This window comes from Streptococcus sanguinis, from assembly GCF_020729765.1.
Lineage (GTDB): Bacteria > Bacillota > Bacilli > Lactobacillales > Streptococcaceae > Streptococcus > Streptococcus sanguinis_Q.
Genome location: NZ_JAJEPD010000095.1, coordinates 57,295 through 66,240 on the forward strand (window position 1 = coordinate 57,295; position 8,946 = coordinate 66,240).

General features: G+C 43.9%; 5 protein-coding genes. 2 read left to right on the top strand and 3 right to left on the bottom strand.

Annotation, left to right across the window (positions count from 1 at the left end; all coding sequences use genetic code 11):
* Positions 1-224: 224 nt before the first annotated feature.
* Complete coding sequence (gene pbp1b / locus K4H96_RS12240) at positions 225-2,639, bottom strand: penicillin-binding protein PBP1B (RefSeq protein ID WP_223337976.1); 2,415 nt, start codon at positions 2,637-2,639, stop codon at positions 225-227.
* A gap of 154 nt (positions 2,640-2,793) precedes the next feature.
* On the opposite strand from pbp1b, the gene tyrS reads away from it, so the two are divergent.
* Both tyrS and K4H96_RS12250 read left to right on the top strand, forming a co-directional pair.
* The gene (tyrS, locus tag K4H96_RS12245; protein ID WP_223337977.1) at positions 2,794-4,050 is read left to right on the top strand and encodes a tyrosine--tRNA ligase; all 1,257 of its coding nucleotides are present in this window, start codon (positions 2,794-2,796) and stop codon (positions 4,048-4,050) included.
* A gap of 92 nt (positions 4,051-4,142) precedes the next feature.
* Positions 4,143-4,991 (top strand): putative RNA methyltransferase, encoded by an 849-nt coding sequence (locus K4H96_RS12250; protein WP_223337978.1) that lies wholly within the window; start codon positions 4,143-4,145, stop codon positions 4,989-4,991.
* A gap of 83 nt (positions 4,992-5,074) precedes the next feature.
* On the opposite strand, the gene K4H96_RS12255 is transcribed toward K4H96_RS12250, so the two are convergent.
* Complete coding sequence (locus K4H96_RS12255) at positions 5,075-6,205, bottom strand: ABC transporter ATP-binding protein (protein ID WP_111676967.1); 1,131 nt, start codon at positions 6,203-6,205, stop codon at positions 5,075-5,077.
* Between the two features lie 177 nt (positions 6,206-6,382).
* On the bottom strand, positions 6,383-8,770 hold the full coding sequence (locus K4H96_RS12260) for an SIALI-17 repeat-containing surface protein (protein ID WP_223337979.1): 2,388 nt from the start codon (positions 8,768-8,770) through the stop codon (positions 6,383-6,385).
* Between the last annotated feature and the right edge of the window lie 176 nt (positions 8,771-8,946).

The following is an 8,946-nucleotide window of genomic DNA, read 5'->3' on the forward strand; positions in this document are numbered from 1 at the left end:
GAAAAATTAAATTATGATTACATAACCCATTTTTTCTAAAAATAGGCACAAAAAGAGCAGCTAAATCTGACTTATTCAAGTTTGATTTAACTGCTGTAAGCTTCTATTTGGACAATATTTCAAATAAAGCACACGACAAATTATTGTTATCATTATACCTTATTTAGCTAGAAATTGCAAGGATTTCATCCGCTTTCTGAAAAGTTAAAACTGTTCTTGATGCGCTAGTTCCCCTGCCGGTTATTGTTAGAATTGGAACTTGAATTAGAATTAGAGGTAGAACCGCCCAGTATAGCTGACCAAGCCTTCTGATAGTCCGCATCTGATGCCCCGATACCAAAGCGATAGGTCGTGGTCGGAGCACCATTTTTAGCCCAATAGCTAGGCACTGTCGGACCACTGAGATTAACAGAGCGGCCGTTTACCGTTACTGTACCTGGCTTTTCCCCTGTGGACTTGAGCACATCAGACTTAATCACACTCGGATCAAGAGTGAACTTATCACCAACACCCCAAGCATTTGGATCTGCCTGATAGATAGCATCTGCCATATAGGCCATGTAGGAGGCATTATTATTATAACCAGTCAACGCCGCCATAGAGCTATTATCATCATGACCAATCCAGCCTCCCAAAGTCATCTTAGGAGTAGAGAGCATCAGCCACATATCACCGTTGGTATTGGTCGTTCCAGTCTTACCAATCCAATCGGCTCCAGCCAAGGTTCCATTGACCTGACTGATTCTGGATTTATAGGTCGTAGTAGCCCCAGAATTGATAACTCCCCGCATGAGCTCCTGCATAATCGTAGCAGCTGCTGGACTGTAAATCTGAACAGGATTGGCCTTATGCTGGTAAATCACCTTGCCATCTCGGTCTGTGATTTTTTCAACCATATATTTTTTCTGGTAGGTTCCATTATTAGCCAAGGTTTGGAAACCATTGGTATGCTGAGCTACAGATACTTCAATTCCCCCGCCCATAGGCAGACTCTCAATGCTGTAGTCATCAATGTAATAGCCCATTTTTTCCATATAGCCACGGACATTGACACCTTTTTCGCGTAATCCGCGGTAAGTCCAATAAGCCGGAATATTCCAAGAAGTATTAAGCGCTTCTTGCAGGTCCATCATGGCTGTACCACGGCTATCTACGTGCATGATTGGATCGCCGCTTGAAAAGTTGGTCGGATAGTTAGAAAGAACGCTGGCGCTCCCCATCAGACCTTGGTCAATAGCAATCCCATAAGCCAAAATTGGCTTAATAGTTGAACCCGGTGAGCGTTCCGTATCAAAGGCGTGATTGTTCTGATTAGAAGCATAGTCTCTGCCTCCTACAAAGCCAATCACAGCACCGGTTTTATTATCCAAGAGAACATTTCCCACTTCAACTGCACCAGTTCCGTCATCCAAGACGCCGCCATAGTTGGCTACTGCATTTTGCATAGCGGTGTGGATGTTCTTGTTAATCGTGGTGGTGACAGTATAGCCGCCATCGCTCAGTTCTTTAGCAGCCAATTCCTTGTAGGCTTTAACAGTGTCATTGTTTTTCAGCTCTTGCTGAGAAACATTATCCCGCTGAATCAAGTACTCGTACATGGTCTGCTGAGCTTCTTCGACCGCTGTGTAATAAAGGTAGCCATGCGAAGATTTTTCCGAGCTTTCAGAAGGCTTGAAATCCTTAGTCAAGTCGTAGTCCTTGTATTCTTTATACTCTTTCTCGCTTAGACGGCCCGTCCGATACATATTATAGAGCACATCCTTGGCACGTTCCAAGCCCAGAGCCATATCTTCTGCACTCTTGAGACTGCCATCCGCTGCATAAGGCGAATAAACAATCGGGCTCTGTGGCAAGCCGGCAATAAAAGCAGACTGGGGCACAGTCAAATCCTTAGCAGAAACACCAAAAATCCCTTGAGCTGCTTCTTCCACACCAGCGATATTCTGCCCCTTATTGTTGCGCCCAAAAGGCGAAACGTTCAAGTAGGTCGTCAAAATATCATCCTTGGACATGTAGCGCTCCAAAGCCAGCGCATCAACAATCTCCGCTGCTTTCCGCTTGAAAGTCGGTGCATCACCCACCACCTGCTGCTTAATCAACTGCTGGGTAATGGTTGACCCCCCGCTAGACGAGCCAACTCCGACAACAGAGCCGAGCGTAGCCCGAAGCACAGCCTTAGGCACCACTCCGTTATGCGTTTCAAAATTCTCATCCTCTGTAGCGATAACGGCTTTTTTTACATTTTCAGAGATGGCGTCGCTCTTAACTGGGATGCGGAGCAAATCATTATCCACTTCTGCAATCAAGCTGCCATCAGCATAGGTAAGCTTAGAAATACCAGAGATATTATTCACCTGCTTGACCAGCTCATCCTGCTTGGGTACTTCAACCTTACTGAAAAGACTAGCTGCATAGCCTATCCCAATCCCAGCACCGATGACGCCACCGAAGAAGATAAACACAAAAGCCATATTCATCAGAAGTTTAAAAGTCCGCAAGAAAACAGCAAAAACATCACCGATAGACCAGCCATTATTGCCACTAACGATCTTCTTGCTCCATTCTGGAAGATGTATTTTTTTGATAAACTGCTGGGCTTTTCCCCAGAACTCTTTTAATTTTTCTATTAATTGTTCCAAGTTCGATTCTCCTTGTTATCTTCCCATTATACCAAATATCTATGATTTATTTCAAGGAAACATTGCTATTTAAAAGCTTTATGATACAATAGAGTAACATAAATTTAAAATATAGATAAGCCAATTTCTTGGCTTTTAGAATAGGAGAGACATGATGCACATTTTTGATGAGCTAAAAGAACGTGGCTTGGTATTTCAAACCACTGATGAAGCAGCTTTACGCAAGGCCTTAGAAGAAGGACAAGTCTCTTATTATACCGGATACGATCCAACCGCTGACAGCTTACACCTAGGCCACTTGGTAGCCATTCTGACCAGCCGCCGCTTGCAACTAGCTGGACACAAACCCTACGCTCTAGTCGGAGGAGCAACTGGATTGATTGGCGATCCATCCTTTAAGGATGCAGAGCGCAGTCTCCAAACCAAGGAAACCGTGGAAGGCTGGGTGAAATCTATCCAAGATCAGCTTTCTCGCTTTCTGGACTTTGAAAAGGGCGATAATAAGGCCGAAATGGTCAATAACTATGACTGGTTTAGCAGCATCAGCTTTATCGACTTCCTGCGCGATGTCGGCAAATACTTCACTGTCAACTACATGATGAGTAAGGATTCTGTCAAGAGCCGGATTGAGACAGGGATTTCCTATACAGAATTCGCCTACCAAATTATGCAAGGATATGACTTCTATATCCTCAATCAAAACCACGATGTAACCCTGCAAATTGGTGGTTCTGACCAGTGGGGCAATATGACAGCAGGTACAGAACTCCTGCGCCGCAAGGCCGACAAGACTGGCCATGTGATAACCGTTCCGCTCATTACCGACGCTACTGGCAAAAAATTTGGTAAGTCAGAAGGTAATGCTGTTTGGCTCAATCCTGATAAGACTTCTCCTTATGAAATGTATCAATTCTGGATGAATGTCATGGACGCAGACGCTATCCGCTTCCTGAAAATCTTCACCTTCCTGTCCTTGGATGAAATCGAAGAGATTCGTCAGCAGTTTGAAGCTGCACCACACGAACGCTTGGCTCAGAAAGTCCTGGCTCGCGAAGTGGTCAGTCTGGTTCACGGTCAAGAAGCTTACCAGGAAGCTCTCAATATCACTGAGCAGCTCTTTGCTGGAAATATCAAGAATTTGTCCGTCAAGGAACTCAAACAAGGTTTGCGCGGTGTGCCTAACTATCAGGTCCAGGCAGAAGACAACCTTAATATTGTAGAACTGCTTGTGACAGCCGGTGTGGTAAACTCCAAACGTCAAGCTCGCGAGGACGTCCAAAACGGTGCTATCTACCTCAATGGTGAGCGCATCCAAGATTTAGACTATGCCCTTAGCGACTCAGATAAACTGGAAGACGAGCTGACAGTTATCCGCCGCGGTAAGAAGAAATACTTTGTCCTGACCTACTAAAGATAAAAATCCGATTACCTGAATCGGATTTTTCTATGTCTTACCAAGGAAAGGACTTTGAACTTTATAAAAACAGTAGAAAGAGAGCGCCTATGAAACCAAAACTTGCCCGATTTGCCCAAGCTCCGGCTCTGACCTGCCCACTCTGCCAGCAAAGCTTAGCTATGGAAGAAAACAGCCTCAAGTGTCCTAATCGCCATTCCTACGACATCGCCAAATTTGGTTATGTCAATCTAGCTCCCCAGACCAAACAAGCTAGAGACTATGACAAAACTAGCTTTCAAAATAGGCAAGTCATCTTGGAAGCCGGCTTTTATCAGCATATCCTAGACGAGTTGCAAGATGTGCTGCAGGCCCTGCCTGAAGAACAGATCATTCTAGACGTCGCTTGCGGAGAGGGCTACTATGCTCGAAAAATTCAGGAAAAATTCCCCAACAAAGAAATTTACGCCTTTGATTTATCAAAAGATTCTATCCAGTTAGCTGCCAAAAGTGATCAGAGCCTTGCTGTAAAATGGTTCGTAGGTGATTTGGCACGCTTGCCCGTTCAGGATCAAAGCATGGATGTCTTGCTGGACATCTTCTCACCAGCTAATTACCATGAATTTCAGAGAGTATTGAAAAAAGAGGGACTTATCATTAAAGTCATCCCAACAGAAAATCATCTGAAAGAAATTCGTCAAAAAGTTGCTCAATATCTGGACAAGAAAGATTATTCTAATCAAGATATCATCCAGCATTTCCGGAAACACTTTACCATCCTATCTAAAAAGACCGTAGAATCAACTCATGCCCTGCATTCTGAGGAGAAAACTGCCCTGCTGCAGATGACTCCTTTACTCTTTCATGTTGAAAAAAATCTAATCAATTGGGAGCAGCTTACACATGCCACCATTTCAGCCGAGATTCTTATCGGAAAACTAAAACAAGAAAAAATCTAAGCTCCTTTCAGTAAAAAACGCTGTTATAATAGCCATTTTAAAAACGCAGACAGGACTGTCTGCGTTATTTGTTTATCAACTGATTAATAGACTGTCTTCTCTGTCTCTGGATCAAAGAAGTGCGCTTTATTGAGGTCAAAGCCTAGGTCAATACCTGCACCAGTTTCTAGGTAATCCCGTGAATCCACACGCGCTACAAACTCACTAGAACCCACTTGGCAGTAGAGGTGAGACTCTGCTCCCAGCAATTCTGAAACAGAAATCTTAGCATGGACAACTGAATTCGGGAAAGTTTCCAAGAAAGCAGCTTCCGCATTAACATCCTCTGGACGAATACCGAAGATTAGCTCCTTGCCCTCGTATCCTTTCTCCCGCAGAACCTTAAGAGCTCCTTCTGGCACAGTCAAGCGCAGTCCTTCTGCGACAATCTCATTCCCTTCAAGCTTAACTGGGATGAAGTTCATAGCTGGGCTACCGATGAAGCCAGCAACGAACTTATTAACTGGGTTGTTATAGACTTCCTGCGGCGTACCAATCTGTTCCACTCGTCCAATCGTTCCAGTTCCAGCAGGATTCTTGGTCGCTGACATGATAACAATCCGGTCAGCCAAGGTCATAGCTTCAGTCTGGTCGTGGGTAACGTAAATAGTTGTTGCCCCGATACGGCGGTGAATTTTGGCAATCTCCGCCCGCATAGAAACACGCAGCTTAGCATCCAAGTTAGACAAAGGCTCATCCATAAGGAAAACCTTTGCATCCCGAACGATAGCACGTCCCATAGCTACCCGCTGACGCTGACCACCAGATAAATCAGCTGGCTTACGCTGCAAAAATTCCTTCAAGCCCAGAATTTCTGCTGCTTCATTGACCCGTTTTTCAATATCTTCCTTGCTGTACTTGCGCAGCTTGAGACCAAAAGCCATGTTGTCGTAGACAGTCATGTGCGGATAAAGGGCATAGTTCTGGAAGACCATGGCGATGTCCCGGTCTTTTGGAGCTACATCATTGACCACTGTACCGTCAATAGAGGCAGTTCCTTCAGTGATGTCTTCAAGACCTGCAATCATACGCAGAGTAGTTGATTTTCCACAACCGGACGGACCGACAAAGACGATAAATTCTTTGTCCTTGATATCTAGATTGAAGTCTTCCACTGAATAGTGGTCGCTGTTGGGATATTTTTTATAGATATTTTTCAGATTTAATTCGACCATAATAAGCCCCTTCTTTTGAATAAAAATATTTTCTTTTTAAGCTCTCGTTTGCAAAGCGCTTTCACATTGTCCATTATATCGTTTTTTTTTGACTTTTTCAAGCACTTTTAGTAAAACGTTTGCATAATTTTTAAAATTTTCTCCATCAAAAAAGAGGCCACTGGGCCTCTTTAAAACTTATTCTTCTTTTTTTCTACTACGGAATGACAATCCAGCTGCGCCTAAAGCGCTGATAAGTCCTGCAACTGTGAAAAGAGCATTAGAAGCTTGACCCGTATGCGGCAAGACTGACGCACCACTCTTACTTTCCTTGTTTTTAAGCTGAGCTGGCTGGGTGACCTTAGCTGATGAAGACTGCTCTTGTACTGATTTGGTCCCATCAACTGCTGGCAAAATACCGCTAGTTACTTGGTAAGCAGGTAAAGCATCAGCTACTGCGGCGTCAGCAGCATTGACACCGCCGGTAAATTCCGGAAGAGCCGCCATTTGAGGAGCGCTGTCTGGATGTGCACTCCTGACTGATGGCTGAACGCCAGCATCATAGGCGTTATTTTCTGCCATGGTTGGCTCAGAATCATTGACGCCTCCTGTAAATTCAGGCCGTGTTACTGTTGCTCCTTCTGAATCATTTACATTTCCACTAAATTCTGGTTGTACTGAAGACTGCGGAGCTGTATCGGGATGAGTTCCAACTTCATGGCTGGACAAATCATATTCCGACGCCGTTGCCGTTGCTGGCTCAGAGTCGCTGACGCCTCCACTAAATTCAGGCCGTGTTGCTGTTGGTGCTTCTGAATCATTTACATTTCCACTAAATTCTGGTTGTACTGAAGACTGCGGAGCTGTATCGGGATGAGTTCCAACTTCATGGCTAGACAAATCATATTTCGACGCCGTTGCTGGCTCAGAGTCGCTGACTCCTCCACTAAATTCTTGCCTATCTTCCTGTGGTGAATCACTTGGAATAGAAGAAGCTGTCTTAGCTTTAGCAGCATTCTTGACAATCGCTTCTAGATTTTCAAGAGCTTTTGTCTGCTCAGCAGCAATCTGTTCCTGCAGCTTCTCTGCTTTTTCAGCACTGTCTACACTATCATCTAGCTGCGCAATCGCATCTGTCACCGTCTTTAATACTGCTAGAATCTTTTCTTTAGCTTGCTTTTTATCGAGTTCTGAAAGTCTTTGATGATGTTCAATTGCTTCAATCTGTTTGTCGACTTCTTCTTCAAGCTCATCTAAAACCAAATCTTTGCCAACTGGATGAATCGTGTCCAAGCTAGCAATTCCAGCTTCCTCAATTCTCTCTAGTTCCTCTTCGGTATCAGCCTTTTCAAGCGCCGTTTTCGCATCTGCTAGAGTTGCTTCCGCTTCAGCTTTAGCCGTAGCCCGTTCTGCATCTGACAGATTCGGGTTGCTCCGTAAGTCTGCTAGCTTATCAGATAGAGCAAGATCTAGTTTCAGCCCAGTCGTAACTTTCAGCAAACCTTGCTTCTCTGCCGCTACCTGTTCTTGAATTTTTTCGGCATCATCAGGACTTTCAACCCAAGCATTATAAGCTGCAATTGCTTTCTGAGCTATGGCTGCTGCATCTTCAATTTTCTTTTTAGCTGCAGTTTTTTCCTCAGCAGAAAGACTTTGACTCTTCTCAACAGCCTCGATAGTAGCTGTTTTTTCTTCCTGAATTTCTTTTAAGAACTGCTCTTTGCCAATAGGGTGAATCTTGGCTAAGTTAGCTATAGCTGTTTCTTTTGCCTGGTCATAGACTTCCTGAGAATCTGCTCCTTCAATAGCCTTCTTGGCTGCTTCCACCACCTGCTCTATCTCGCCTCTAACTGCTTTCTTTTCTGCTTCTGAAAGATTGGGATTTGCTGACAAGTCAGCTAACTTGGCAGCCAGAGTGAAATCTACGGTTGAACTTGCTATAAATTTGAAAAACTTATCTTCCTCGGTTACTGCCTGCTCTTGAATCACTTCCGCCTGCTCTGCTGTTGCTGCATTAACATCTAATTTCTGAATTGCATCCTCTGCTTCTGCAGCCTTCTTCCTTACAGACTCTTGGAAGCTTTTCTTTTGCTCCTCAGGCAGTAAATCGCTACTATCTACAAGTTTATCAAACTCTGCTTTTCCATTTTGGATTTCATCTAGAAGCAAATCTTTGCCAACTGGATTGATAGAGTTGATGTCTGCCAATCCATCTTCCTTAGCTTGATCAATCCTCTCTCTATCCTCAGCTGCGGCAATTTCATTCTGAGCCTTCGCAGCTGTTTGATTGACTTCCTCCTTAGCTGCTACAAGCTCCTCATCTGACAAATTTGGATTATTCCCAAGATCTGTCACTTTCTCAGCCAGAAACGTGCCTACTTCCGTATTAGCAGCCTCCCTGACCGTTGTCAAATCCTGATTTACTGGCGATGCAGCGACCGGAGTCTCTACTGCATTTGCCACTGGCTGCTCCTCATCTGCCGCCACTATACCGTGACCTAAAAACAGAGCACAAATAAGGACTGAACCAACACCTAAAACTGACTTCCGAATAGAATATCGCAAAACTTTTTCTGTTCTTTTCATTTTATTCTCCTCTGAACATATTTTATTATCCTGATCAGTGACCCTTAATAAAAAGTCCAGTCAAACCTCCCATAAATCTTTCAGATTAGGTAATCTTTAAACTACACTTTCTATTTGACTTCTGATAAGATTTTTTATTATTTTATCATATTAACTTAAAAAAAAAGAATTATCGG